The sequence below is a fragment of the Rhodobacteraceae bacterium Araon29 genome, from assembly GCA_039640505.1.
Taxonomy (GTDB): Bacteria; Pseudomonadota; Alphaproteobacteria; order Rhodobacterales; family Rhodobacteraceae; genus CABZJG01.
Map to the genome: position 1 here is coordinate 1,484,255 of CP046865.1, position 23,669 is coordinate 1,507,923.

Below are 23,669 nucleotides of genomic sequence, written 5' to 3' on the forward strand. Positions count from 1 at the left end.
CTGTGGCGGTTTATAGATTGGCCCGCGTCATCCGATTGAGTTTGGCAGCCAAAGTACGATTTGTGGAAACGCCAAAAGCACTCCGACAGTGATAACATCGGCGATGAAGAATGGACCAATGCCGCGAAATACATCCGCCAAGGGGATTTCCAGCGACTTGCCATCGTCATCCACAAGATCGCGTGACACACCGGCAACAACAAAACAGTTTAACCCGATGGGGGGCGTGATCAGGCAGATTTCAGCCATCTTAACTACAATGATACCGAACCAGATCGGGTCAAACCCCAACGCAATCACGGCGGGATAAACAACCGGCAGTGACAAGATCAACATACCAATTGCGTCCATGAACATACCCAAGATCGCATAGGACAAAAGTATACAGATCATTATCACCATAGGAGGTGCATCAAGCCCGACAACCCAGTCCGCAAATGCTGTGGGCAATTCCGCAAAACCCAAAAAGCGGACAAAAAGAAACACGCCCCAAATCAACGTGAATATCATCACCGTAAGTTTGGCAGTTTCCATTGTCGCTTCGTACAGGTTTGTTCGAATTTGCTTTACTTGCCTCGTTATGATTGCTCGATAAATGTATAAGCAAAAAACCACCATTGCCCCCAAAGCGGATGCTTCCGTGGGTGTTGCAGTACCCGTATAAAGCGCGCCAAAAATGATGCCAACAACGATAAAAATTGGCAGCGTTCCTGGGATGGATTCAAACTTTTCACGCCAAGTAAAGCCTCTGATCGGGCGTCCGAGATCCGGCTTTATACTACACATGATCACGATCATGACCGCGTAAATTAGGGCGGATGCAATGCCGGGCAAGAAACCGGCCAGAAGCAATTTTCCGACTGATTGTTCTACGATAATGGCGTAGATTACCAAAATGGCCGAAGGTGGAATTAGCGATGCTAGGGTGCCGCCTGCGGCGATAACACCAGCGGTCAGACGCCTATCATAACCATTTGCGATCATGTCTGGAATGGCAACGCGTGAAAACACTGCGGCTGTCGCTGTCGATGCCCCCGATACAGCGGCAAACCCTGCCGTCGCGAAAACGGTTGAAACCGCCAAGCCACCGGGCACCCAACCAAACCATCGACGCGCGGCTTCGAACAGGCGAGTGGTTAAGCCCGCGTAAAATGCAAGAAATCCGATCAATATGAAAAGCGGTAACACTGACAGCGGATAGGTTACGGTTTTTGAATGGGGGATCGTTCCTGCGATGCCCGCCGCAACGGTCCAGCCCTTCATCATCCAAAGCCCGATGAACCCGGTCAGTGCAGCGGCAACATAGACCCGCACCCCCAAAAACACGGCAATGATCAAACCGCTGACACCTAGCAGCCCGATTGTGAAATTGTCCAGCCCAACCAAAATCAACGCACTCCTTCTTTTTGAGTCATTATGTTTTTGCGTTCCGGATCAGTCTCTGTGTCGCGAATTTCATCCTGCGCCTGCTCGTCCACAGATTTGAGTTTTGGCACGCTTATCGGCTCAAGGTTGGAATTGATCGCCAGGCGCAAATAATCGAGCAATTGCATAAAAAGGCGCAGTTGCAGCACTGACAGGGCAATCGGAACAATCAGTTTCGCTGGCCATGTCGGCAGTTCGATGTCGATTGTACTGTCGCCAAATCTATAAGCGCGAAAAAAGTGGTTATAGGATGAGGGAATCAAAACGCCAACAATAAACATCGCGACAAGTGTGCCGATAATTTCGGTCATCCAGTTGGCGCGCCCTTTCAATCGGGATATCAAAATCTCCATGCGAACATGCCCGCCCAAACGCTGTACGTATGAAATCGACAATACGGCAAAGCCAACCATCGTGACTTCTACGATGTCAACATATCCAAAAATTGGGGCATCAAAGGCAACGCGCAAAACGATTTGCGAAACGCCCAGAAACATCAAGAAAAACACAATTAATCCCGCGATGAAGTTGAGTGAATTTTCAACCGGAATAAAAACCCGATCCACACCGCGAAGAAAACTTCCAAGACGGTCAGTCATTTACTTTCTTTCCAATGCACACAACGGAACGGGCGTGTAGGGGTGACGTTTCGCATCCCTACACGATTTCAACATATCAGTATGTTTGCCCAACTGCAGCAAAGATTGACTCGATCAACCCTCGGGCATCGAAATCACCCTGATTTTCTGCGATCCATTCCTCAATCACCGGCTTGCCCGCAGCTGCGCGAAAGCTGATCAATTCTTCTTCGGAATAGATAACTTCGGTCAGTGTCTCTTTCAGCAACGGGATGTTTACGACATCAATATCAATATAGGATTGGATTTGCGCCGCAATTACATCCTCCCGCACATCGACCAGCAGCTGTTTATACTGATCAGGTAAAGCGTCGTGAGCGTTAATCGAGAATACCATCGGACAATCCGAAGTGCCAGGTGACAGGTTGGATGTATACCAGTCCGACACCTCGTGCAGCTTGTACGCCACATGGCTGTAGGTGAACGGGAACGACGCCGCGTCCATGGTTCCTTGCTGGATCCCGGTATAAACTTCTGTCGCCGTTGACGTTGTCGGCGTGGCTCCAATAACCTTCATAGCGCGCCCGATGCCGCCACCAGCACGCACAGTCAGCCCTTTCCAATCATTCAATGTTGCAGGCGGCGTGCCTCGACCCATAACTTCGTACTGAGGCAGATAGGAAGACACATAAATCATCGCATTCCAGTTCGCCAGTTCTCCTACGACGGCTGGGTTCTGATAGACCGTTTCGCGAATTACCCGGTTATCATCCCAATCTGCCATTGGCAGGAACGGCATCGTCAAAGACATCAGCGCCGGGTTCTTTTTTGGATGATAAAAATTGCACATCATCGCTGCCTCAAAGGCATCAATGGCTATTCCATCGAGGTTTTCGCGTCCCTTCGACAATGCGCCACCATAGTGCAACTTGATCTCCCAGTTGCCGTCGGTCTTTTCAGAAACTAACGCCGCCAGCTCCTCTGCGCCCGCGGTGAAAGCTCTGGGTTTGCCCCAAAGCGATACGTTCCATATTAGTTCCGGGCCATCAACATCCGCCGCAACTGCAGCGCCACTAATCAGCGCAAACGCGGTCGAGACCGCCGCCACCTTCCTAAATAAATTCCGCATTTTCTTCCTCCGTTGATAATTTTCGTGACCAAGAAATCCGAATAATGTCAGGAAAGCCTGCTGTCGGTCATCGCCAATCAGCTTGGGCTGGCATTCGATTTGCATTTTGAAGCCCCTCCCGGGTTCGCCCCAATCCACGTTGACATCACCTGAATCGGTGGGCCCGTCTCAAAACGGTGGATCGTGTCATAGCCAGATTCTTATTCCGCCAAGTATACCTTGACTCATCGCAAGATATAAATGAAATATACATACATATTAATATGAAAATCTGAATAATGAATCTTAGCTTCAAACACTTTCGTGCCTTTGTTGCGGTCGCCAATCACATGCATTTTGGCCTCGCTGCAAGCGAGGTGGGAGTGTCGCAGCCTTCGCTTACATTGACGATTCAACAGCTGGAGGCCGCACTGGGAACTCAGTTGCTGGTCCGAAGCACTCGCAAAGTATCGCTGACCGACATGGGGCAAGAGTTTTTGCATCAGGCAGTCAGGGTGGTCAACGATGTTGATGCAGCGGTCTGCCATGTGCGCGACTTTGTAGAACTGCGAAAGGGCACCATCAATATAGGCTCACTTCCTTCGGCAGCCGTAAATGTCCTTCCGCATGTGTTCAAAAACTTGCACCGGAGTTTTCCAGAGATAAAGGTTGCCGTTCACGATGGTACCACAAATGCGATCCTAAGGAATTTGATATCCGGTAAGATAGATTTTGCGCTGACCAGCAAACCAAAGACCGAACCCGAATTAAATTTTACCCCCCTTTACGACGAAAGGGTTTCTCTATTGCTTCCGGTTGCGCACCATTTGGCTGGCAAGCCATCAATCGCATGGGCAGAGATTATCAATGAAGAAATAGTGGCGGTCTCAGACCAAACCGGTGTTCGTCAACTGGTCGACGAGAAACTGGCAGAACGCGGCATGCGCATTAAAGCGATTATTGAACCAAACTCGATGCAAACAGTCCTTGCCATGACCGCAGCGGGTCTTGGTCCAGGCATTGTCCTAGCACCCTACCCGACAGGAAGCGGAGTAAACGGCCTTGAGAATGTCCGCGCAACAGACCCAAAAATCTCCCGCACCGTTGGGTTCTTGCACCGAGCAACATATCGACCAACTCCTGTTGCACAAAAAGTAATGGACCTGATTTCCCAGTATGTGAGCGACGATGGTTTTCAGGCATTGACATGAGGCGTCACTTGGCTATCCGCATGGCAATCTAAAGTCTGCGAAAGCTATTTGTAAGCACTGTTCAGAACTCCATTCATGTGACAATTTCAATGTTGTGCCCAATCTTTTGGCAGGGGACGTCCATGCGGATCGCCCGAACCAGAAATGGGCAAGCGATATCCGCTATATTTAGACGCAAGAAGGTTGGCTTTATCTGGCCGTCATTCTTGATTTGCATTCACGTCGTGTAATCGGCTGGGCAGTCAGCAATCGAATGAAACGCAATCTCGCGATCCGCGCTTTGGACATGGCTATCAATTTTAGACAACCACCAAAAGGGTGCATTCATCATTCTGATCGGGGCATCCAATATTGTTCGCATGGTTGCCAGAAAATTCTACGTCAGCGCGGCCTTAAGGCGTCGATGTCTGGGACTGGAAATTGTTAGGACAATGCCGTCGTGGAAATCTTCTTCAAAACCATCAAGGCCGAACTGTTGTGGCAAACGTCATGGCCAACGAGACGAGAGGCTGTAATTGCAATCTTCAATTACATAAACGGCTTTTATAATCCACGAAGGCGCCATCCAGCGCTAGGCTGGAAAAGCCCTGTCGCCTTCGAACGAAAAGTGGCATAAAAGAGCACTCGGAGCGGCACGAAAACGCGACAGGTGCACACTGGCCAGACCTAGTCTTCAGTCCCTAAACTATTCAAGGATAGGAATAATGCTGCACAAGATCAGCCGGAACACGTCTTTAGAAGTAGTAATACCCCGCACGATTAAACGTGTAAGGGGCTTTTTTTGGTCAGTTATTTAGTCAACACTCTCTCCAGCCGAATACTAAGGCAAAAATATTTATAATAATGGTATCAATGGGTTATCTATCAGTGAACTGATGTAGTCTGATTGATAAATGGTGCGGTCGAGAAGACTCGAACTTCCACTCCGGTTAAAGAACAGCGACCTCAACGCTGCGCGTCTACCAATTCCGCCACGACCGCACGATCATGGTCAGGGGGGAATAGCGAAATATGGGCGGGATGTGAAGTGGCAATTTGAGCGCTTTGCAAAAAAATCAAGGCTTTTGGCCTTGCCGTGAGAGCCGAGCTTTACTCGCCCTTGAATTTTGGCGCACGTTTTTCATTAAAGGCAAGCACACCTTCCCGGCGGTCTTGGGTCGAGATCGTTCGGTTGTAGGCTTCGATTTCAAAGGCCAAACCATCAGCAAGCCCCATCTGCAAGCCTTTATGGATGGCCTGTTTGGCCTGCCGCACGGCAATAGGGGCATTGTTTGCAATGTTCTCAGCCAGCGTTAGGACCGTTGGCAGTAATTCTTGCGGTGGGCAAATTGCATTTGCCAACCCCCACTCAAGGGCTTCTTGCGCGTCAAATACCCGACCTGATAATATAAGTTCTTTGGCCCGGCGTTCGCCAACCGCCCGAGATAAGGATTGCGTGCCGCCGGCGCCGGGAATAATGCCGATGCGCACCTCGGTCTGTGCAAAACGAGCGGTTTTTGACACATAGACAAAATCCAGGGCCGCCGCCAATTCACAGCCGCCGCCATAGGCCGCGCCGTTAATCGCGCCTATGACAGGCAGAGGGCAGGCAATGATGGCGCGCACCATGCGTTCATAAACCAGATGCTGCGCTTGCCAATCGGCGTCGCTCATTCCATTACGCTCTTTTAAGTCGCCGCCAGCACAAAAAGCCCGATCGCCGGAGCCGGTCATGACTACCGTCCTGATCTCTTTTGGTTTTAATGCTAAAGTTTCAAATAAATCATAAAGCTCACCTGCCATAACGGTATTAAAGGCATTTGCCGCCTCTGGCCGGTTAAGCGTAACCAGCAAGACATGCTTTGAGGGCTCTTGCAGCAAGAGTGTGTCATATGGGGTAGACATTATAAGGCCTCTTTTTGCATTTTGTTGTTGGTTTTCCAAAATGATAGTAGGGCTAGATCAAAGCCATGCCAAGCTTCATTTGCCAATGGTGGTAATAGGCTGCAGGCCATTAAATCAAGTTTGTGCTGGATCATTCCACCTGTATAGATTTGAAAGATAGTAAAGTTTTAGGTGAAGCGTTATGGCACTTGATAAAGAACTAGAGGGCATATTCGTTGTGTCTTTGGAACACGCTGTTGCCGCGCCTTATTGCGGAATGCTGTTGGCCGATGCGGGGGCCCGTGTGATCAAGGTTGAGCGGCCAGAGGGGGATTTCGCGCGAGGGTATGACAAAGGCGCAGAAGGCCAAAGTGCGATCTTTGCCTGGCTTAACCGGGGCAAGGAAGCGCTGTGTTTAGATCTAAAAGATGCAAAAGACTTCGCGGTTCTGCAGGAAATGATCGCGCGTGCGGATATTTTACTCAGCAATCTTGCGCCCGGTGCAATGGACCGCTTGGGGTTAAACGGCGGGGCCCTTCGACAAAAGACCCCCGGATTGATCACCTGCCGCATTTCTGGATATGGCGAAAGCGGGCCTGCGGCGCAGAAAAAGGCATATGACTTTCTGGTACAGGCTGAAACCGGCATGTGTGCGGTCACGGGCAGCCCAGAGGCTCCGGCCAGAGTCGGCATATCAGTTACTGATATTTCCACAGGGTTGACCGCTTTTTCGGCAATTTTGCGTGCATTGATCCAGCGTGGGCGCACCGGGCAAGGCGTTGATTTATCTATTTCCATGTTTGATGTGATGGCTGATTGGATGAATATGCCGCTGCTGGCCCACCGCTATATGGGCAGCGCGCCGGACCGGATGGGGCTAAAACATTCCTTTATTGCCCCCTATGGAGCCTTTGTTTGCACTGATGATCAGCAGGTCTTATTGGCGATCCAAAGCGACCGTGAATTTTTCATGTTTTGCGATCAGGTTCTCGGACGACCCGAGTTGGCAAAAAATCCAAAATTTGCGGATAATCCGGCCCGATACACCAACCGCGAAGAGCTTGATGCAATTGTCACGCAATGTTTTTCCCAGTTTTCTGCCAATTCCGTTGCCGAACGTTTAGATGCCGCAGGCATTGCCAATGCCACACTGAATTCTGTGGCGGATCTTTCGGCGCATCCCTGTTTGAAAAATTCAGTGGCTTCATTTGGCAGCGCCGAGATCACAATGGCGGCCTTGCCAGTTTCTAGCGAGCCGGTAGCAGTTAAAATTGTGCCAATGCTCGATGAGCACGGGGATGCGATACGCCAAGAATTTGCCCCACAACAGTCAAAGGTTAATCAAGATGAACTATGAACTGGATCATCCTGAAATTCGTCACGCAGTCAGTAAGCTTTGTGCTGATTTCCCCGGGACTTATTGGCAAAAATGTGATCGCGAAAATAGCTATCCCAGCGAATTTGTGGCGGCATTGACAGGCGCCGGATATTTGGCCGCCCTGATCCCCGAGAAGTTTGGCGGTCTGTCATTGCCCTTATCAGCTGCCGCCGCAATCTTGGAAGAAATCCACCGTTCAGGTGGCAATGCAGCCGCCTGCCACGCACAAATGTATACCATGGGCACTCTTCTTCGGCATGGATCGGAAACGCAAAAGGCGCAGTACCTGCCGGATGTTGCCAGCGGCGCTCTTAGATTGCAGGCCTTTGGCGTGACCGAACCCAGCAGTGGTACGGATACTACATCGCTAAAGTGTACAGCGCGGCGTGAGGGGGGAACCTATTTGATCAATGGCCAGAAAATTTGGACAAGCCGGGCGGAATATTCGGATCTTTTGGTGCTTTTGGCGCGCACCACTCCGCGCGATCAAGTGACCAAAAAAACCCAAGGTCTGTCTGTGTTTTTGGTAGATATGCGGGATGCGCTTGGTACCTCTCTAACCATTAGGCCCATTCGAACAATGATGAACCATGCCACAACCGAGCTTTTCTTTGATGAAATGCCGGTTCCAGCGGCGAACTTAATCGGCGAAGAAGGGCAGGGGTTTCGCTATATTCTATCGGGGATGAATGCCGAACGTATCTTGATTGCCGCTGAATGTATCGGGGATGCAAAGTGGTTTATCGAAAAAGCCTCTCACTATGCCAGTGACAGAACAGTGTTTGATCGGCCGATTGGGCAAAACCAAGGGGTGCAATTTCCGATTGCCCGCGCCTATTCACAAATGCGTGCAGCAGAGCTGATGCTAAAACAAGCGATTGCGCTTTATGAAGCGGGCGGCAATCCGGGTGAAGAAGCCAATTTGGCAAAGCTTTTGGCCGCAGATGCACAATGGGCGGCGGCAGAGGCCTGTGTACAAACCCATGGCGGGTTTGGCTTTGCGGAAGAATACGATGTCGAGCGCAAATTTCGCGAAGCACGTCTCTATCAGGTGGCGCCGATTTCGACCAACCTTATTTTAAGTTACATCTCCGAGCACGTGCTGGACATGCCCCGATCATATTAGCTTGGTTATTCCAGCTCTTCGATTGGGGCGTCGGCCTTAAGCCAAGCGCTAAATCCGCCTGCAATATGCGCAACAGGGGTAAGCCCCATTTCCATAGCAACTTGGGCGCTTAGGGCCGAACGCCACGCGCTGGCACAGTAAAACAGATAGGTTTTGTCCTGATTGAATATCTCTTTATGGTAGGGGCTGTCCGGATCAATCCAAAACTCTAGCATTCCGCGTGGGCATGAAAAAGCACCGGGGATTTTGCCGCTGCGCTTTAATTCGCGAATATCGCGCAGATCGACAAAAACATGGTCTGGGCTGTCCAAAAGGGCTTGCGCCTCTTCAATGGAGACGGTTGTGACCACTTTGTTTGCTTCGGCCAAGAGCGCTTTGACGCCTTTTGTGATTGTTTGAGCCATTGCTATATTCCTAGATGTAGTTTTGGTTTCCAAAATGGGCGAAAAAGTTCAATCTTTGGGCAGCGGTCCATCACCACCTGCAGGCCTGCGTCTTCGGCTAGACGGGCAGCTTCATCATTGCGTACGCCAATTTGGCCCCACAGAATCTTGGCGCCAATGGCGACGGCTTCTTGGGCAATGCCGAGCAAATCTTCAGGTCGGCGGAACACTTCCACCATATCCACGGGCCGGTCTATTTCAGCCAGTGAATTAAAAACCTTTAAGCCACGGATTTCGGTGACATCCGGGCGCGGGTTGACAGGGATCATTTCATATCCGGTTTCGTGCAACACGCGCAAAACTCCATAGCTGAACTTGGTTTTATCCGGACTAGCACCGACCATAGCTATAGTTTTCACTGACTTTAAAATGCTCTGTAGATAGCTATCGCTATAGGGCTCATCATGGTTCATATAACTCATTGATTTGTCTCCTGCGGTGCGGCGATATCCGCTTTAAGCTCATGAGGGGCAAGGGGGTCCAAAAATGGATTACGATAAAGCTTGTCATGGCTTTCAACACCGATTTCCAACGTGCAGTCACCTCGCGGTCGCGCAACGCATAAAATCACATAGCCATCATTAAGCTGACGGTTGTTAAGTGCGACTTGACGGCGCTGATCTACTTGGCCAGCTGTCAGTTTGGCCGCGCAGGTAATGCAGCCGCCATATTTGCACCCATAAGGCAAATCAACGCCTTGATCCCGCAGACTATCCAGCAAAGGTTTGCGTGGATCAACCTTATAGGCTGCACCGTCCCTGTTGGCGATCGTAATGGTATGCATCATAGCCAGATGTCGCTTGTACAGTCGCCGCCCGGATAGCGGGCTTCATGGCAGCGGCTTGGGCCATTAGGCTCTTGGCCAAAATCGACGATAAAATCCGGATTAAGCGTCATGCCACCATTTACCGGATCACAATCAATCATCACCATCACGCCGCCCTGCTCGCGAATTTCGGGATAGAATTGGTTGTCCCATGTGGAAAACAAAGAGGTGGTTACATAAAGCCGTTTGCCATCAAGGCTAAGCTGGAACATTTGCGGCCCGCCGGCCATTTTCACACCGTTCACCTCGGGCGCTTTGCCCAGCAATCCGCCCATCCAGACCTGGCCTGTCAGCACCGGGTTGTGCGGGTCGCTAATATCATACTGGCGCATATCACCATGCAGCCAATTATTGAGGTAAAGATATTTGTCATCCATCGACACAAGGATTGCTGACATCACGCCGGGCACTGGAATAGGCCATTCTGGATGCGGTTCATTGCCAACATCGATTATTTTTTCCCATTCCCACTTTCCAGCATCATTTTTCCACCAATGAATGACGTTTGAGCTAAGTGCTGCGCCGCAAAACCCATGGGTACTGTCTGGATCATGGTGGAATTTCACTTCAAGCGGGATCAGGCCATCTTCCCCAAGATACATGGTTTCAATGGGTTCTTTTTTCTCAAAATCCCAAAAATGCAGCTCGCGGCCATATTTTAGGTGGCCAACTTCTTCCAAATCAAAGCCCGGCATGAAAGTGTTCGGGGCAGCCCATTCCGAGCTGACCATCACATTATGGCGCGGTTGATACCAAAAATCATAACCGAATTTTATATCGCCCATGGAGTTTTCCCACCGGCCGACGATTTCGAAATCCTTATTCAGCTGCAAATAGCCACCCGGAGCTTCGCCTTTGGCATTGCCTAGAAATGAAATGATTATTTCCGAGCCAAGGCAATGCACCGTGTGGGGGCCACTCAGATCTGTTTTGGATTTAATCTCTGCCCCGTCGATCACTTTGTGCAGACGCGGTGCACGCGGATCAGTAGCCGTATCAACAACATGGATATTATTTGACCGCACCCCAGGAAGAAGCAGATATTTACGCGCCATACTGCTATCATCATGGCAAGATGAACAGGCATTCCAACCCATATGGTGCAACTCGTCACCAATGCCCGGCATTTCCAGCCGGTGGATTACTTCAGAGTAAGTTGAGCTGTGGGGATCAACATCAACAGTGGCAAGATAATCAGGCTTTTGAATGCCGGTTCCAGTATAAATTGCAATCGTATAGAGCAGCTTTTCTTTTGGAGCCTGCATCGCCTCAGCCGGTGATGCATACCCCGGTCCACAACATTCCATAACTGAGCCTCCCTTAAGATTCGCTTTATTTGACTTTTTCATGGGTATCTTATTATATGAGACAAATGTCTGTAAAGTGAGATTATTGTGCATCTTGATCGTGTGATGAAAATACTTGAAGCAGTGGCAACAACAGGCCGGCCTGTTTCGGCACTTGAAGTTCAGAACCTCACTGATTTGCCACGCCCAACCTGCTATCGGCTCTTGCAGACAATGACCGCACAGCGCTTGTTGGACGAACCTGAAACGGGGCGGTTTTTAGTTGGCGAACGGATGGTTCGCCTAGCGTTTCTTGCCCAGCCTGATGCTGATATTTGCGTTGCTGCCGCACCGACATTGCAAGAGGCCGCAGATCAGTTCGGAGAGGCGATATTTCTGTCACGGCTTCGCAATAAAGGTGTGGAAATCATTCATGTCGAAGTGCCCAAGGATGCCAAACGCTCGTTTATTCATCCCGGTCTTGGATTTCGGCCCATGCATGCCTGTTCGTGTTCTAAGGTGATCGCAGCCTATGCCAAAGACGGGTTTCGCGATGATATTTTGGCCGGGCCAATGCGGTCCTTCACCAAAAAAACAAAAAATGATCCGCAGGCGCTGCGCCGCGAGTTTGATAGCATACGTACCGAAGGCTATGCCGAATGCGTTGAAGAGATTGAAGTGGGCGTTTGCTCGGTGGCTGCACCCGTTCAAATCGGCGCCATTGGCCCCACCTTTAGCATTGGCGCCACAGGGCCAGTGCGGCGGTTCACCCAAGAGCGTAGGGCTGAGATTGGCGGCGCTTTGCAAAGCATTAGCCAAACCGTGTCTCAGGTTTTAATGCTGCATGGAACTGCACGCGCCTAATACTTTCGCCTAAGAGCAAAAGTTGCCGGCTTTGCCTTTGAAGTATCAAGTATCCTGAACGTTTGAGTAATGGGCCTTGCCATAAAAAGACCATTCTAAAAATCATAGTGGGGTAAAGTAAGAAAGTGGTGGGCGACCTTGGAATCGAACCAAGCGTGCGTCTCCGCGAGGGAGTTACAGTCCCCTGCCACACCTTGCGGCCTGTCGCCCACTGCTCTTTTGCTAAGAGCGTGAGGCGGTGCTTACAATCGGCTTTTGGCGGCGTCAACAGAAAATTGCCAAATTTATGAGGTGATTGAACCTTGGTTTTAAAAACCAAAAATCAAATTCCAAGCTGTGTAGAAACGGCAGCGCGGATTTAGAAGCTATCGGGCAGGGCGTCATGCGCCATGTGATCTAAAACGGCGTTGACAAACTTTGCCTCTTTGCCCTCAGGAAAAAACGCGTTGGCAAGATCAACATATTCGGAAATGACAACTTTCGGAGGGACATCTCTTGAGACCATTTCTGCTCCTGCCGCGCGGAACAAGGCCCGTAAGGTTGGATCAATGCGTCCCAAGGGCCATTTGGCAACCAAAGCCCGATCGGTCAGCTGATCAATTTGGGCTTGATTTTCCACCGCATTTGCGATGGTTTGGCGAAAAAGATCCACATCACCCTCGGCAAATTGAGCGCCATCGTAATCGGCACCAAAACGGTGGTCTAGGAATTCTTCGCAGACGGCATCCGAGGTTTGATCAGAATGTTCCATCTGAAACAAGGCTTGCACGGCATAAAGGCGGCTCGCCGATTTCATTTTGCGTTTTTGGTTGCCAGAAAGGCTAGGTCTGTTGGTCATGAACTACTATCGCTTGCTATCTGTAATTCATCTGACACAGGTTTAAAGCCGACCCCTTTGCGCTCAGCGCCCCACTTACGAGAGAGGGCAATCAGATGTAGGGCAGCAGCTGCTGCGCCGCCGCCTTTATTTTGATTTTCGGGGTCAGCGCGCACCTCTGCCTGCGTTCGGTTTTCAACCGTCAATATGCCATTTCCAATGCACAAACCCTGTAGACCCAATAGCGTAAGGGCGCGCGAGCTATCATTGCAAACAGTGTCGTAATGGGTTGTCTCACCGCGGATAACGCAGCCGAGCGCCACAAAGCCGTCATAGCTTTTTAGCCGCTCAGCAATGCCAATGGCGGTGGGGATTTCAAGCGCGCCTGGCACTTCTGCGACCTCGTAAATGCCTCCGGCTGCTGTGATTTCAGATGTCGCTCCTGCGATCAGCTTATCTGCAATATCTTTGTAGTAAGGCGCCACAACCAGCAAAAGTTTTAGCGGCTTTTCCAAAGCTGGGCGGGGAAGGGTATAATGCGTTTCCGAGCCAGCCATTATTTTTTCTCCAAAATTTTGCGGGTGCCGATTATTTCCAAACCGTACGCTTCCAGCCCAACGACCTTGGGTGTTGGGGAATTGGTCAACAGCTCAAGCTTTGAGAGCCCCAAAGAGGACAAAATCTGCGCGCCCAATCCGTATTGCCGCAGTGTTTTAGGGGAAACGGCATCACTGTCTTCTACTTTCATCGAGGTATCGCGCAGCAGTACAACAACGCCGCGTTCTTCCTGGGCGACTGTATGCATCGCATCGGCAAACTCTGCTGCGCGGCCATCAGGTCCGACACCCACAATGTCTAGTAGTGGATCCATCGCGTGCATGCGTACCAAAACAGGCTCGTCGGTTGAAATATCACCTTTGGACAAAACAATATGTTCATCGCCATGGGTTTCATCGACGTAAACCCGCATCAACCAGTCACCACCAAACTCAGAGGTGATGGTTTTTTGGGCTTGCACCCGAACCAAATTATCATGCCGGCGCCGATAGGCGATAAGATCGGCAATGGTGCCAATTTTCAAGCCATGTTTTTGGGCAAAGGACACCAGCTCGGGAAGGCGAGACATTGTGCCATCTTCGTTCATAATCTCACAAATAACACCTGAAGGATTTAATCCGGCAAGCCGGCTTACATCGACCGCCGCTTCGGTATGGCCAGCGCGGACCAAAACGCCGCCGTTGCGCGCGCGCAGCGGAAAAACATGCCCTGGTGTCGCTATGTCGGTGCCAGTTTTTGAGGCATCAATGGCAACCGATATGGTGCGCGCACGATCATGTGCCGATATCCCCGTGGTGACACCCTCGCGCGCTTCAATGGAAATGGTGAACGCAGTTTCGTGGCGCGATGAATTATGCGTGCTCATCAATTGCAGGCCTAATTGGTCAATGCGCTCACTGGTTAAGGTCAAGCAAATGAGCCCGCGGCCATGTGTTGCCATGAAGTTAATCGCGTCCGGGGTCGCCATTTGCGCGGGGATGACCAGATCACCTTCGTTTTCACGATCTTCGTGATCGACCAAGATAAACATTTTTCCGTTGCGCGCATCTTCAATGATCTCTTCTATCGAAGAGACGGCATTGTGATAGTCAGGGGTCATCTCACCTGTAGCCTCTTCACTCATGTTTATCTCCGTATCTAAGAGCTTCCCTTAGAGGCTCTGATTTGGTTTTACCAGAGCGCTTTTTGGGTGATAATCACAAACCCGTCAAATCTTTTGCAAAAACCACATGCGCTAGCGAGTATATATTTCAATTTTTTCTCAAACCAAACTTCCATGAAACCTGACCTATATTGGCCGCGCAGCATAAAGCGCGACTGCCGCTGCGTTTGAGACATTAAGCGATCCAAAATTGGCCGCAAAGTCAATCCGCACCAAGCCATCAACCGTTTCTTTTGTGCGTTGCCGCAATCCTGGCCCTTCGGCGCCTAAAACTAGAGCAACCGGCCGATCACGGCGGTCGCTCAGAGCGGCTTCAATGGTTGTTTCTGCCGTGCCATCCAATCCAAAAACAAGATAGCCCATCGATTGTAATTGAAGGATGGTATCGGCCAAATTTCGCAGACGAAGATAAGGCTGACGTTCCAGTGCACCACTTGCGGTTTTTGCCAGTGCTCCGGTTTCGGGCGCACTGTGGCGCTGCGTGCCTATCACAGCGTTTGCCCCAAACACTTCGGCCGAACGTAAGATTGCGCCGACATTGTGCGGGTCTGTGACTTGGTCGAGCAGCACAAGCCGAGGCGCAGCTTGCCCGCTAGCCAGCGCAACATCTTCTAACGTTCCCCAGTTCAGCGGTTTGACCTCAAGCGCGGCACCTTGATGTACCGATCCAGGATCCAGCGGTGCAGAAAATTTGCGTGGGTCGCTAATTTCGGGCTGCATTCCGGATGCCTCGATTGCTGAGGCAAGTTTCTCAGCAGCATTTTTAGTTACAATAAGACGCAATCGTGTCCGCCGGTCATTTAGCAAGGCATCTCGCACAGCGTGCAGGCCAAACAGCCAAACAGTTTCCTGTTTGGCTGCTTTTTTGGATTGTTCTTTTTCAATGACCCAGTTGGGCTTTTTCATCTTGTGCCTTTGATTTGCCGGAAACTTGGATGCAGTCGCTATCACATCCTGAACCGGCAAACCATAGGAATGCTTAGCTTAATGTCGGTCCCAAAGGCAGTTTACGGCTGATGAACGGCCAGATCACAACCCCCAAGCCGGCAAAGCCAAGAGCAAGACAGGCGAAAAAGCCTATGAATGGGATCATACTTAGTCCAAACACAACAACTGCGCCAATCAATGCTGCTATAATCCGCTCTAAAACACGGCTGCCGTCGAAGCTACCGAATTTTTCCAGCACATACACTCCTATGCCAAAGGTCGCGACCAAATAGCCAAGCCAAAATACAACAAAGCCAAAAATCAAAAACAACGGAAGCGTAAGCGCTCCGATGATTGTCAGAACAAGCACCAGCATCAGCCCGAGAATAACGGCGAGTGACAGCATGCCGGACCAAAGCGACGCGAAAGGCGCTTGCACGACTGTACCGGCTGTATAGGACATCCAATTTGGGAAAATCACGGCAAGAATTCCAATAAAAGCTGTGGTTAAAGCAATGTCTTGAAGCGCCTCAATGAGCCACTCTAATGGCCCCCGTGGTTCGTAATCTGGATCATCCTCTAAATGGTTGCCAACTATGAGTTCAATTTGATTGGGTGTGTTGTCTGAACCTTCAAGCGCGTTTATATTCGCTGTTGAGATTTCTAATTTTCCGTCGATTTTCGCGGCATCCGTAAACCGTACATCATCGGAAAAGATTTTTAGATCACCTGCGATGTGGGTCGCTATAACCACGCTGTCTGCCGCCAAAAGCACAGAGCCAGAAATGGGCTGATTTAGGTAAACTGTTTGCGCCACAGCGCGTAAATTGCCGGCCAGTGCCGCATCCAGAGAGACTGTTTGCGCGGCTGCTGACAAGCTACCATTTATTGGCGCGTTGACATAAATTGTTTGACCCAATGCATATAGATTGCCTTCGACCGGCGCGTCTATGGTCACCATACGGCCGGCCATATGCGCGGATCCTTGCAAACTTGATTTGGTTTCAACCGTATCCCCAGCCAAGAACACATCGTTTAGGTTTTGAGCTTTGGCAATAACTGTGTTCCCCGTTGCAAAAAAGTCATTGGCCCAAATGAAGCTGGCATCGTCAGTATTTTCCTGCGCAATAGCCACGTGCGCTACGCCAAAAAAGACGCAGAGCGTAATAATTAATTTCCGTAACATTGATTTTTCCTATAATTTAACGCTTTATGTTAATTCGGATAACATCGCAGAGTTTCCATGGCAGGGCAAGCGATAATATTGCGATTTACCGGATGCAAACAAAGGTTATTGATTTGCAACCAAAACGGTATTTTTTGCATCATAAAACAAGTTAACCCTACCGGTTTGATCCTCTCAAAATATGGGTGCTTAGAGGAAATTAGTTGTCTCTAAGGGTGATGGGTTGGCGTGAGCAGCGTTTAAAATGAAAGAAATGACCTTAGTTACTACATCGGAAAAATATTATAACATTATGAAATAGTTAATAAAAAGAACGTTGCACATTTCAAATCAAATTGACTTTGACCTCAAGAACAATTATAGGTTGAAAAATGCTGGGCGAATGCTGTGTGGGGCTAAACTATTCATTTAGTGCCATATGGTTTCGGTTAGGCGGAGGATCATCGACCCAATTATCAGAGTGACCATGATCCTAAACTCCTCCGAAAGTGAGCCACTATCGAAAGATTGCATCCGACGCCGTCTTGATGCGGCCTTAAGCAGTTTTGTGCAGCAAGTTGAGGCATTAGAAGCCCAAGTGCGCGCAAGAAACTATGCAGATGAAACCCAAGCCCGAGATCTATTTTTGAACCTAAAATTATGGATTAGGTGGGCAAATGAAGCGGAGAAAATACGTGCAGAATCTCAAAAAGTTGCCTCAGGAAATCATTTTGGAAACAACCTCGACCTTGCCGCAGCACGGGCTGGTATCGGGTGCCGCTTGGATCGCCTCCGCAGATGTTGCCGTGAAGGACAAATTTCTAAATGAGCTGAGTGTCTCAGAGCTTTTCGCGCTTCCGTATTTGTTCGAGTTCTGGGCCTTGCCCCATCAGGTTTCACCATCTGGTGCTTGGCGTACATGGGTAATCATGGGGGGGCGAGGCGCTGGCAAAACGCGGGCTGGTGCAGAATGGGTGCGTCATCAAGTTGAAGGCGCAACCCCGCTTATGGATGGTAAGGCGCGTAGGATGGCATTGGTTGCTGATACGTTAGAGCAAGCGCGAGATGTTATGGTGTTTGGTGAAAGCGGTATTCTGGCCTGTAGCCCACCAGACCGCAGGCCCGTTTGGCAAGCCGCTCGAAAGCGATTGTTGTGGCCAAACGGTGCAACCGCAACCGTCTTTTCCGCTCATGATCCAGAGGCTCTGCGAGGACCGCAATTTGATGCAGCATGGTGTGATGAACTGGCCAAGTGGAAGCAGGGGCAGGCGGCTTGGGATAATTTGCAGTTTGCGCTTCGGTTGGGGGATGAGCCCCGTCAATGCGTGACCACAACCCCGAGGAATGTCGGAGTTTTGAAAACAATTCTTGGCCACTCTAGCACGGTGAAAACCCACGCTCCTACCGCTGCTAACCAAGCAAATTTGGCGGATAGTTTTCTTGCAGAAGTTCACGCGCGATATGCTGGTACGCGCCTGGGCCGACAAGAGCTTGATGGGCTTCTTATTGAGGGCATCGAGGGCGGGCTTTGGACCGAAAAAATGCTGAGCGTAGCTCAGGTTGATATCGTGCCTGAACTGGACCGGGTGATTGTTGCCATTGATCCGCCAGTCACGGGTCATAGCAAGTCCGATGATTGCGGAATTATCGTCGCGGGCGCTGTCACCAGCGGACCTATGCAGGACTGGCGCGCATATGTGTTAGCTGATGCGACGATTTCGGGCAGCAGCCCGACGAAATGGGCAACTGCGGCTGTTGCCGCTTTGGATCGGTGGGGTGCAGAGCGGTTGGTTGCCGAGGTTAACCAGGGGGGCGATTTGGTCGAAACAGTTGTGCGTCAGGTTGCCCCAATGGTGCCTTATCGCGCTGTGCGTGCTGGGCGGGGCAAAGCCGCCAGAGCCGAACCTGTCGCTGCGCTTTACGAGCAGGGCAAGGTGTATCACGCAAAAGGATTGGACAAACTAGAAGAGCAAATGTCCCAGATGACTGCGCAGGGCTACCACGGATCTGGCAGCCCTGACAGGGTGGATGCCCTTGTTTGGGCACTTAGTGATCTTCTGCTGGACCCTGCGGCACAAGCACAGCCGCCCAGTTTGCGGGTTCTTTAGGATTTGACGCAACACCGAGCGTACGGTGCCCTAGCCTGGGCTTAATCATTTTCTGATTATTTATCATCAAGACCACGCCACTGGTTATCTTTGGAAAGTTGGAAACAGGAGTGATTACATGTCGCTATTTAATGTATTTGGAAGCCCCGCTTCACCTCAGCAGGCTAAAGAGTATAAATCCAGCGCAAGTTTTCCGGTTGTCACCTATCAAACAACTGGCCGGGTCGGATGGAGTGCCCGAGACCCCGTGAGCATGGTTAAATCAGGCTTTTGTGCCAACCCTGTAGGATTTCGTGCCGTTCGATTGATTGCAGAGGCAGCGGCCGCGCTGCCGATGGTGTTGCAGGATAAAGAGCGGCGGTATGAAAGCCACCCGGTTCTATCACTTCTCGATGCGCCCAACCCTGCACAAACAAGAGCAGATTTGCTTGAAGCACTATTTGGTCAAATTTTACTCAGTGGCAACGGATATCTAGAGGCTGGTTTATCCACGTCCGGTATGCCAATCGAACTTCATGTTTTACGTTCTGACCGCATGTCGCTTGTGCCTGGATCGGATGGGTGGCCCGCTGCTTATGATTATACGGTTGCCGGGCGAAAGCGACGCTTTGAGGTAAGTGGTTCAACCTGTCAGATATGCCATATTCGTAGCTTTCATCCCCATGACGATCATTATGGACTTTCGCCCCTGCAAGCTGCGGCGCAGGCGCTTGATGTGCATAATTCGGCCTCCCGTTGGTCCAAAGCATTGCTCGACAATGCGGCGCGACCTTCGGGTGCAATCGTATACCGTGGTCGTGATGGTCAAGGCAGCCTGAGCGACGACCAATATGACCGCTTGGTAAACGAACTCGAAACCCATCATCAAGGTGCGCGCAATGCCGGACGGCCCATGCTGTTAGAGGGGGGGTTAGATTGGAAACCTATGGGATTTTCGCCTTCTGATATGGAATTTCAAAAAACCAAAGAGGCCGCAGCACGTGAAATTGCAGTTGCCTTTGGCGTACCTCCAATGATTTTGGGCATTCCTGGAGATGCCACATATGCCAATTATCAAGAAGCCAATCGGGCCTTTTATAGGTTGACTGTGCTGCCTTTGGCGCACCGCGTTGCGGCGCATCTTGGTCGGTGGTTGTCTACTTTGAGCGTTGAACCAGTCTCGTTGCGCTTGGATCTTGATGAAATTCCCGCCCTCGCTCTTGAGCGTGATGCGCAATGGCGACGCGTTGCTGAGGCCGACTTTTTGTCTGATGAAGAAAAACGCCGCTTGCTTGGATTGCCAATGATGAACGGTTTAAAGAATGCATAACACCACTCAGCGAAATGGTTTTGAAGCCTTTGATTGTGCCCCAGCTTTGCGGCTGCAAGCTCATGAGGCGTTGGTAAAGCTTCAATTCGATAATATGAACCGTCGGTTGGACAAAATTGAAGTTCTGATCGAAAGGCTCGAAAAAAGATTGTGGCTGACCATGTATGGCGTCGTTGCTGTTATCTTGGCGCAGGCGCTTCAGCAAATTCTGCCAAGCCTGACTTAATCCACTTTCGAAAGGTAAATGATGACTGATCAAATGAATTTGGAGCATAAATTTTGCGCCGTCGAAACGTGCCTAACCTTATCAGGAGATACGGAGATTGAGGGCTATGCAAGCCTTTTTGGAACCCCAGATCGCAATGGTGACATTGTACAAAAAGGGGCTTATGAAAAATCTCTTGCGGCCTTGTCGGCCAATGGGCGGCGGGTGAAAATGCTCTGGCAACATGATCCAGCTCAGCCAATTGGTATTTGGGAAGAAGTACGTGAAGATGCCCGCGGGCTTTATGTCAAAGGTCGGTTGCTCGACAATGTTTGCAAGGCGCGTGAGGCGGCCTGTTTGGTTGAAGCCGGCGCCATTGATGGGCTTTCCATTGGATATCTAACAAAACGCGCTGGAACGAGCGAACAGGGCCAAAGGCTCTTAAGTGAATTGGAATTATGGGAAGTATCGTTGGTGACATTCCCGATGCTGTCTAGCGCAAGGGTCGCGGCCAAAGCAGATTTATATTTTTCTGACCGTGCCGTCGTGAAGCTAGCTGATATTTTTCAATCGGCAACTCAGGAAATGACGCTTTCTACGCCTCATTCAATTAACAGCAGGACTTCATTATGACCCAACCCGACTTACCAACTAAAACCTCGAATGATCCACAGGCAGTGGATCTGCTTACGGCTGCGGCGCATGATTTTTTTGAAACGTCGAACAGTGTTTTAGCCGCCATTCAAACCAAACTTCAAAAACAGGAAAAGCAACTTGCCATGCTCGATCGAAATCAAATCTCCCGTCCTATATTAGCACATCATGATATGCCTGATGCGCCACATAAAAAAGCTTTTAATACCTATTTGCGGTCCGGTGAGGACGGCGATTTACGCGGCCTGGACATTGAAACCAAGGGTCTTTCCAGCGCAGTCAATAGTGATGGGGGATATCTCGTTGATCCCCAAACTGCAAATGCGATCAATTCAAGTCTTTCTGGAGCGGCTTCGGTGCGTGCGATTGCAAGTGTTGTCACTGTCGAGGCAAGCTCTTACGATGTGCTGATCGATCACACAGATGTTGGCGCCGGCTGGAGCGATGAAAATAGTACGCCCAATGAAAGTGATAGCCCTCAAATTGATCGCATCACGATCCCTCTTCATGAATTAAACGCGCTTCCAAAGGCCTCTCAAAGACTGCTTGATGATAGTGCCTTTGATATTGAGGGTTGGCTAGCGACCCGAATTTCTGACAAATTCACCCGCGCCGAAGGGGCAGCTTTTGTGTCTGGTAATGGTATTGACAAGCCCAAAGGCTTTTTGACCTATGACACCGTTTCGGTCGGAGCTGAAGAATGGGGAAAGCTTGGTCACGTGATCACAGGCGCAAGTGGTGATTTCGCCGAAGCAAACCCTGCAGATGCGCTGGTTGATCTGGTCTATGCTCTTGGTGCACATTACCGCGCTAACGCCAGTTTTGTGATGAATTCCAAAACCGCGGGCCGTGTACGCAAACTCAAAGATAATGACGGGCGGTTTTTATGGTCTGATGGCCTGGCCTCGGCAGAGCCAGCGCGTTTGCTTGGATATCAAGTTCTGGTTTCTGAAGATATGCCAGACATTGCCGATTGGGCTCCAGCCATTGCTTTTGGTGACTTTAAGGCCGGTTATACGATTGCTGAACGCCCAGATTTACGCGTGTTGCGTGATCCATTCAGTGCAAAGCCTCATGTGCTTTTCTATGCCACAAAGCGGGTTGGTGGGGATGTTAGCGATTTTGCAGCCATTAAGCTTTTGAAATTCGCCGCTCAAATTTAAGTCAGCGGCGAAATAGGCGGTGCTCTCAGTGCATCGCCTTGGGCGCGCGCCGGATAATGGCGAGTTGGCCGGTTTCCTCCGTCTATGCAACGCGCTTGGCGCGCGCCCGTTCGCATCAATGAGATGACAAAGAAAGAAAACAAATGATTTTGTCTGAAACACACCCAATTCCATCAGAAAATTTGCCGGTTGAGGCCTTGAAAGCCCATTTGCGAATGGGGACAGGGTTTGCTGAAGACACGCTGCAAGAACCAGTTCTTTTTAGTTTTTTGCGCGCCGCTGTCACGGCAATAGAATCTAGGATCAGTCAAATATTACTGCAGCGAGAGTTTCTTTGGGAAACCCCGTCACAAGTGATTATCGGTGATGGGTTGAGATTTCCCATTCGTCCAGTGCGTTCAATTGTGAAAATAATCGCTATGGACAAAGCAGGTATGTCCTCCGTTTTGCCGCCGGAAGCTTATCAATTTAGTTATCAGGGAGATCGGCAAATATTGCAGTGCGCACCAGCCGATAGGGGTGCGGCTGTTACATTGTTAATCACAATGCAGGTTGGAATTCATAGCGAGCTAAACTCGATTCCAGCAGATTTGCTTCAAGCTGTCATGCTGTTGGCTGCCCACTTTTATGAATATAGGGAAGAGACAAATTTAAAAGGCGGCTGCATGCCCTTTGGTGTTTTAAGCCTTATTGAACGCTATCGGCCATGCCGCATTTATGCTGGGCAAATGTCATGAACTTTGCCGCACCAAAGTTATCTCGTTTACTAACGCTTGAAACACCGATCACCCGGCCTGATGGAGCAGGGGGCTATTCCAACTCATGGACTGTTTTAGGTCATTTTTGGGCTGCAGTGGATGTGGCATCAGGCAGGGCCACGTCGGGTGAAACATCCCCTATTACGCGTGTCAGCTACAACATAATTGTACGTGCCAGTCCGGACGGTTCAGCAAGCCGGCCGCGCGCTGGACAGCGATTTCGCGAAGCTCAGCGCCGATATCAAATAAAGACCGTCAAACAGGTCGATGGGCGCGCGCACTATCTTAGCTGCTTTGCGACCGAGGAGCTTGCATTATGAGCTTTGCGAACTCTGCAGCATTGCAATCCGCGATTTATACTCAGTTGTCGGAAGATTCTGAGGTTTTGGATCTGGTGGGGGGGCATATTTATGATGCGATGCCATCGGGTGATTTGCCCGAGTTGTTTATAAGTCTCGGCGCCGAAGTGATGCATGACAAATCCGATGTGACTGGGATTGGTACAGATCATGATTTGACACTTTCGGTGATCACGACCAAGGCCGGGTTTCTACCAGCAAAGGTATTAGCTTCTGCTGTGGGACAAGCTCTTCTTGGCACTTTGCCAGATCTAGAGCAGGGCAGAATAGTCTTTTTTAACTTTATCCGAGCTACAGCGCGGCGCGATACCGATAGTCAAACACGTCGGATTGACATGCTATTTCGCGCGCGGCTCGCTGATGTTTAAAATTCAAC

General features: G+C 50.2%; 25 protein-coding genes, 2 tRNA genes and 1 pseudogene. 13 read left to right on the top strand and 15 right to left on the bottom strand.

What is annotated here, in order from left to right; genetic code table 11:
- Nucleotides 1-27: 27 nt before the first annotated feature.
- The 3 genes from GN278_06940 to GN278_06950 form a co-directional block, all read right to left on the bottom strand.
- On the bottom strand, nucleotides 28-1,377 hold the full coding sequence (locus GN278_06940) for a TRAP transporter large permease subunit (GenBank protein ID XAT62580.1): 1,350 nt from the start codon (nucleotides 1,375-1,377) through the stop codon (nucleotides 28-30).
- Between the two features lie 11 nt (nucleotides 1,378-1,388).
- On the bottom strand, nucleotides 1,389-2,024 hold the full coding sequence (locus GN278_06945; protein ID XAT60573.1) for a TRAP transporter small permease subunit: 636 nt from the start codon (nucleotides 2,022-2,024) through the stop codon (nucleotides 1,389-1,391).
- Between the two features lie 76 nt (nucleotides 2,025-2,100).
- On the bottom strand, nucleotides 2,101-3,132 hold the full coding sequence (locus GN278_06950) for a C4-dicarboxylate ABC transporter substrate-binding protein (GenBank protein ID XAT62581.1): 1,032 nt from the start codon (nucleotides 3,130-3,132) through the stop codon (nucleotides 2,101-2,103).
- 278 nt (nucleotides 3,133-3,410) lie between these two features.
- On the opposite strand from GN278_06950, the gene GN278_06955 reads away from it, so the two are divergent.
- Together GN278_06955 and GN278_06960 are read left to right on the top strand one after the other, a co-directional pair.
- Nucleotides 3,411-4,322 carry a LysR family transcriptional regulator gene (locus tag GN278_06955; protein ID XAT60574.1) on the top strand — a complete coding sequence of 304 codons (912 nt, stop codon included), beginning with the start codon at nucleotides 3,411-3,413 and terminating at the stop codon, nucleotides 4,320-4,322.
- Between the two features lie 85 nt (nucleotides 4,323-4,407).
- A pseudogene (locus GN278_06960) lies at nucleotides 4,408-4,938 on the top strand (IS3 family transposase).
- Nucleotides 4,939-5,216: 278 nt separating this feature from the next.
- On the opposite strand, the gene GN278_06965 reads toward GN278_06960, so the two are convergent.
- Together GN278_06965 and GN278_06970 are read right to left on the bottom strand one after the other, a co-directional pair.
- A tRNA-Leu gene (locus GN278_06965) sits at nucleotides 5,217-5,303 on the bottom strand.
- A 108-nt stretch (nucleotides 5,304-5,411) separates the two neighbouring features.
- Entirely contained in the window at nucleotides 5,412-6,206 is a 795-nt protein-coding gene (locus GN278_06970; protein XAT60575.1) for an enoyl-CoA hydratase, read from the bottom strand.
- A 181-nt stretch (nucleotides 6,207-6,387) separates the two neighbouring features.
- Between GN278_06970 and GN278_06975 the strand changes: the two genes are divergently transcribed.
- Both GN278_06975 and GN278_06980 read left to right on the top strand, forming a co-directional pair.
- Nucleotides 6,388-7,542, top strand: coding sequence for a CoA transferase (locus GN278_06975; GenBank protein XAT60576.1), 1,155 nt, complete (start codon nucleotides 6,388-6,390; stop codon nucleotides 7,540-7,542).
- On the top strand, nucleotides 7,532-8,689 hold the full coding sequence (locus GN278_06980; protein ID XAT60577.1) for an acyl-CoA dehydrogenase: 1,158 nt from the start codon (nucleotides 7,532-7,534) through the stop codon (nucleotides 8,687-8,689). The genes GN278_06975 and GN278_06980 overlap by 11 nt, the downstream gene beginning before the upstream one ends.
- 5 nt (nucleotides 8,690-8,694) lie before the next feature.
- Here GN278_06980 and GN278_06985 read toward each other — a convergent pair whose 3' ends face one another.
- Genes GN278_06985 through GN278_07000 form a run of 4 tightly spaced genes read right to left on the bottom strand, consistent with a single transcriptional unit; the run spans nucleotide 8,695 to nucleotide 11,265 of the window.
- Nucleotides 8,695-9,093, bottom strand: a complete 399-nt coding sequence (locus tag GN278_06985; protein ID XAT60578.1) for a rhodanese-like domain-containing protein — start codon at nucleotides 9,091-9,093, stop codon at nucleotides 8,695-8,697.
- A 2-nt stretch (nucleotides 9,094-9,095) separates the two neighbouring features.
- Nucleotides 9,096-9,554 (bottom strand): CoA-binding protein, encoded by a 459-nt coding sequence (locus tag GN278_06990; GenBank protein ID XAT60579.1) that lies wholly within the window; start codon nucleotides 9,552-9,554, stop codon nucleotides 9,096-9,098.
- Nucleotides 9,551-9,916 carry a 2Fe-2S iron-sulfur cluster binding domain-containing protein gene (locus tag GN278_06995; GenBank protein XAT62582.1) on the bottom strand — a complete coding sequence of 122 codons (366 nt, stop codon included), beginning with the start codon at nucleotides 9,914-9,916 and terminating at the stop codon, nucleotides 9,551-9,553. The genes GN278_06990 and GN278_06995 overlap by 4 nt, the downstream gene beginning before the upstream one ends.
- The gene (locus GN278_07000; protein ID XAT60580.1) at nucleotides 9,916-11,265 is read right to left on the bottom strand and encodes a selenium-binding protein; all 1,350 of its coding nucleotides are present in this window, start codon (nucleotides 11,263-11,265) and stop codon (nucleotides 9,916-9,918) included. The genes GN278_06995 and GN278_07000 overlap by 1 nt, the downstream gene beginning before the upstream one ends.
- Nucleotides 11,266-11,352: 87 nt before the next feature.
- Here GN278_07000 and GN278_07005 point away from each other — a divergent pair, with 87 nt between their 5' ends.
- Nucleotides 11,353-12,108 carry a helix-turn-helix domain-containing protein gene (locus tag GN278_07005; protein ID XAT60581.1) on the top strand — a complete coding sequence of 252 codons (756 nt, stop codon included), beginning with the start codon at nucleotides 11,353-11,355 and terminating at the stop codon, nucleotides 12,106-12,108.
- Between the two features lie 126 nt (nucleotides 12,109-12,234).
- On the opposite strand, the gene GN278_07010 is transcribed toward GN278_07005, so the two are convergent.
- The 6 genes from GN278_07010 to GN278_07035 all read right to left on the bottom strand — a co-directional run bounded on the left by GN278_07010 (nucleotide 12,235) and on the right by GN278_07035 (nucleotide 16,758).
- Nucleotides 12,235-12,318, bottom strand: a tRNA-Tyr gene (locus GN278_07010).
- A gap of 148 nt (nucleotides 12,319-12,466) precedes the next feature.
- Complete coding sequence (gene nusB / locus GN278_07015; GenBank protein ID XAT60582.1) at nucleotides 12,467-12,946, bottom strand: transcription antitermination factor NusB; 480 nt, start codon at nucleotides 12,944-12,946, stop codon at nucleotides 12,467-12,469.
- The gene (locus GN278_07020; protein XAT60583.1) at nucleotides 12,943-13,482 is read right to left on the bottom strand and encodes a 6,7-dimethyl-8-ribityllumazine synthase; all 540 of its coding nucleotides are present in this window, start codon (nucleotides 13,480-13,482) and stop codon (nucleotides 12,943-12,945) included. Before GN278_07020 ends, nusB begins: the two co-directional genes overlap by 4 nt.
- Nucleotides 13,482-14,606 carry a 3,4-dihydroxy-2-butanone-4-phosphate synthase gene (gene ribB, locus GN278_07025; protein ID XAT60584.1) on the bottom strand — a complete coding sequence of 375 codons (1,125 nt, stop codon included), beginning with the start codon at nucleotides 14,604-14,606 and terminating at the stop codon, nucleotides 13,482-13,484. The genes GN278_07020 and ribB overlap by 1 nt, the downstream gene beginning before the upstream one ends.
- A 165-nt stretch (nucleotides 14,607-14,771) precedes the next feature.
- A complete protein-coding gene (gene rlmB, locus GN278_07030) occupies nucleotides 14,772-15,551 on the bottom strand; it encodes a 23S rRNA (guanosine(2251)-2'-O)-methyltransferase RlmB (protein XAT60585.1) in 780 nt (259 codons plus the stop codon).
- Between the two features lie 73 nt (nucleotides 15,552-15,624).
- Nucleotides 15,625-16,758, bottom strand: a complete 1,134-nt coding sequence (locus GN278_07035) for a hypothetical protein (GenBank protein XAT60586.1) — start codon at nucleotides 16,756-16,758, stop codon at nucleotides 15,625-15,627.
- A gap of 743 nt (nucleotides 16,759-17,501) precedes the next feature.
- On the opposite strand from GN278_07035, the gene GN278_07040 reads away from it, so the two are divergent.
- The 8 genes from GN278_07040 to GN278_07075 all read left to right on the top strand — a co-directional run bounded on the left by GN278_07040 (nucleotide 17,502) and on the right by GN278_07075 (nucleotide 23,661).
- On the top strand, nucleotides 17,502-18,845 hold the full coding sequence (locus GN278_07040) for an ATP-binding protein (protein ID XAT62583.1): 1,344 nt from the start codon (nucleotides 17,502-17,504) through the stop codon (nucleotides 18,843-18,845).
- A gap of 118 nt (nucleotides 18,846-18,963) precedes the next feature.
- Nucleotides 18,964-20,154, top strand: a complete 1,191-nt coding sequence (locus tag GN278_07045) for a phage portal protein (protein XAT60587.1) — start codon at nucleotides 18,964-18,966, stop codon at nucleotides 20,152-20,154.
- Nucleotides 20,147-20,380, top strand: a complete 234-nt coding sequence (locus GN278_07050) for a hypothetical protein (GenBank protein XAT60588.1) — start codon at nucleotides 20,147-20,149, stop codon at nucleotides 20,378-20,380. Before GN278_07045 ends, GN278_07050 begins: the two co-directional genes overlap by 8 nt.
- Nucleotides 20,381-20,413: 33 nt before the next feature.
- Nucleotides 20,414-20,992 (top strand): HK97 family phage prohead protease, encoded by a 579-nt coding sequence (locus tag GN278_07055; GenBank protein ID XAT62584.1) that lies wholly within the window; start codon nucleotides 20,414-20,416, stop codon nucleotides 20,990-20,992.
- Nucleotides 20,989-22,176 (top strand): phage major capsid protein, encoded by a 1,188-nt coding sequence (locus GN278_07060; GenBank protein ID XAT60589.1) that lies wholly within the window; start codon nucleotides 20,989-20,991, stop codon nucleotides 22,174-22,176. Before GN278_07055 ends, GN278_07060 begins: the two co-directional genes overlap by 4 nt.
- A 143-nt stretch (nucleotides 22,177-22,319) precedes the next feature.
- The gene (locus GN278_07065; protein XAT60590.1) at nucleotides 22,320-22,913 is read left to right on the top strand and encodes a hypothetical protein; all 594 of its coding nucleotides are present in this window, start codon (nucleotides 22,320-22,322) and stop codon (nucleotides 22,911-22,913) included.
- Entirely contained in the window at nucleotides 22,910-23,254 is a 345-nt protein-coding gene (locus GN278_07070; protein ID XAT60591.1) for a head-tail adaptor protein, read from the top strand. The genes GN278_07065 and GN278_07070 overlap by 4 nt, the downstream gene beginning before the upstream one ends.
- A complete protein-coding gene (locus GN278_07075; GenBank protein ID XAT60592.1) occupies nucleotides 23,251-23,661 on the top strand; it encodes a DUF3168 domain-containing protein in 411 nt (136 codons plus the stop codon). Before GN278_07070 ends, GN278_07075 begins: the two co-directional genes overlap by 4 nt.
- Nucleotides 23,662-23,669 lie beyond the last annotated feature (8 nt).